The following is a 2,201-nucleotide window of genomic DNA, read 5'->3' on the forward strand; positions in this document are numbered from 1 at the left end:
TACTTTCAATAACTGGGGGAATATTTGGGAAAGGTGTTGAACTTGTTTGCGTTGTGTCTGTAGTTTCCATTATTAGTATCCTGAATTTATTCGCGTCCTATTTTTAAGCGGAAGGAATTTGTTCAATAAGTGAGTTCAATTTTGCCAAAAGCTACACTCAGAGGATTAATGGCAACACTAGTCATTTCTATTTTCAATTCCTCCATGCGGAGGTCTTTCTGCATAACCAAACCTTCACCTTCGATCGTGACTCCATCCACCTGTCCTTGAACCAGTTTCAACGGATCTGTTTTGATTGTTTACATCTAAATTTTCTACTTCATCTAATTGGCTAGATAATCCTATTGCTGTCGCTTTATTCAGCGCTTGCTCTCCTAATCCAGGACTTTATGCCATTATTTAATTGACTCCTACTTTAAATAGCATATCCTTGAGTAACTTTAATAAATTAGTATCAGGATTTTATCTATCTGGCGATGGAATATAGATTTAAATACTGTCTATCTAAAAGTATAATTCTATTATTTATAATTAAAAGTTTTGCTTTTATATAGGACTAGTATTTGATTTTTGAAATGCACGTAGTAGACCCTCTAGGCTAAAATAGTGCATTAGACGTAGGTTGGGTGGAGCGGAGCGCAACCCAACTGATTATCAGGATGTTGGGTTATGCAAAGCCTCCACCCAACCTACAATTTTTTTGCAACATTCTAGCCAAGAGGGTCTACTACAAGACTACCGAGATTTTTTCACAAATCAAATATAATTCCTATATGCAGAGTTTCTAATGCGTAGTTTTCAGGGGCGTAAAAAAGGTACTCTTTGGTATTATCGGGCGCTTGTGGATGCCTTCAAAAAGACTGGAACCACTGTAATTATTGAGGAATTAGAACGAGTAGTTGTACAAATTGAGGTATTAGCATCTCAATAAAAAATTTTATTTCCCTAAAAGTAAATAGAAGATTTATCGGAACTAAGTAGAGCGGCGTGAATAATTCAAGGTTTGTAGTAAGGACTTTAGTCCTAATTTGAGGGCTGTTCGCGTTGGCGTTGGCGAAGCCTCTCGCAGAGAAGCCTCTCGTAGAGAAGCGTTCCCGCAGGGTAGCCCTCTCTACGAGACGCTACGCGAACACTACAAACATATCTCAATATTTTTTACATTACTTAATCTACTTTGATTTATTCTCACCTACTTACTTAGACAAATAACCTTTTTACCTTACAGCAGAAATCATGTATTTGAACCACATCTGTCGTAGGGGCACAGAAAAAGCTCATGCGTGTCAACTTAACGTAGAAGTTAGGCAAGGCATGCTTTCGAGGTTTCACCCTCACCCTCAGCCCCTCTCCCAATTTTGGGAGAGGGGAGCAAATTCTCTAGTTCTCCTTCTCCCAAGTTGGGAGAAGGGGTTAGGGAATGAGGGCAAAACACCTTCTCAAAGCAGATTTTTTCTTAAGTTGACACCAATGAGCATTGCTGTGCCCCTACCGCGTGGTCTATATACCTGAAAATAGCTGTAAATAGCAAGAAGGCTCACACTGTAACTGTACCCATATCAAAAAATGCAGATGGCAGATATTATGCATCTATTCAGGGTAACTGAAAGTTTGAGAGATTTAAAAACCCTCCATATAAATGAAGGGCTATCGCATCAGGGTACTGGAATGATTTTACACAATTGCAGGAACAGTAAGTTAACTACTTTACTCATCAGCTTTCCTTGGATGTGTTTACCGCCTAAGAGCTTGTCCCCCTGCTCGTTGACATTGGCTTTGAGTGAGTCGCGGTAGTTAATCAATTCCCTGGTTAAATCATTTTCTGGCAGTCTGCCGGTTTCCACACCAGTGAGAACATACTGCCACAAGCTGATTCGGCACAGTGAGGAACCGCTTGGTTTTTCAACTAAACCATCGCCGGACTCCTCTAAGGTGGTTCCCATGCCTAAGCGCATTTTAAAGGTGTCGCGGCTGCGGTTGCGTTTAGTCCGCTTAACATCTCCTGCTAGCCGTTTGACGATGGTTTCTCCGTTTCTGCGGACTCGTGCTGTTCGCTTGACTTCCCGGACTTCATATTCAATTACCGACTTACCATTGACACCCAGGAATGACTCAAAGGGATAAATCCTGGTGAGTAAACGCGATCGCACCCGTAACCCAAAACCGAATTTATCAAACACGCTCATATAAGGCTTGAACGCTGA

General features: G+C 41.0%; 1 protein-coding gene and 2 pseudogenes. 1 reads left to right on the plus strand and 2 read right to left on the minus strand.

The features are described from left to right. Window positions 1-128: 128 nt before the first annotated feature. Window positions 129-363 (minus strand): annotated as a pseudogene (locus ACYTXL_RS29800) (LmeA family phospholipid-binding protein); the annotation flags it as partial. Between the two features lie 424 nt (window positions 364-787). On the opposite strand from ACYTXL_RS29800, the gene ACYTXL_RS29805 reads away from it, so the two are divergent. After that, a complete protein-coding gene (locus ACYTXL_RS29805; RefSeq protein WP_461927789.1) occupies window positions 788-931 on the plus strand; it encodes a hypothetical protein in 144 nt (47 codons plus the stop codon). Window positions 932-1,652: 721 nt separating this feature from the next. Here the strand turns inward: ACYTXL_RS29805 and ACYTXL_RS29810 are convergent. After that, window positions 1,653-2,201: pseudogene (locus tag ACYTXL_RS29810) on the minus strand (IS110 family transposase); the annotation flags it as partial.

The sequence above is a fragment of the Nostoc sp. genome, from assembly GCF_054880495.1.

Coding starts and splice junctions, on each gene's coding strand:
- ACYTXL_RS29805 (WP_461927789.1), top strand. CDS start 788: ATGCGTAGTTTTCAGGGGCGTAAAAAAGGTACTCTTTGGTATTATCGG.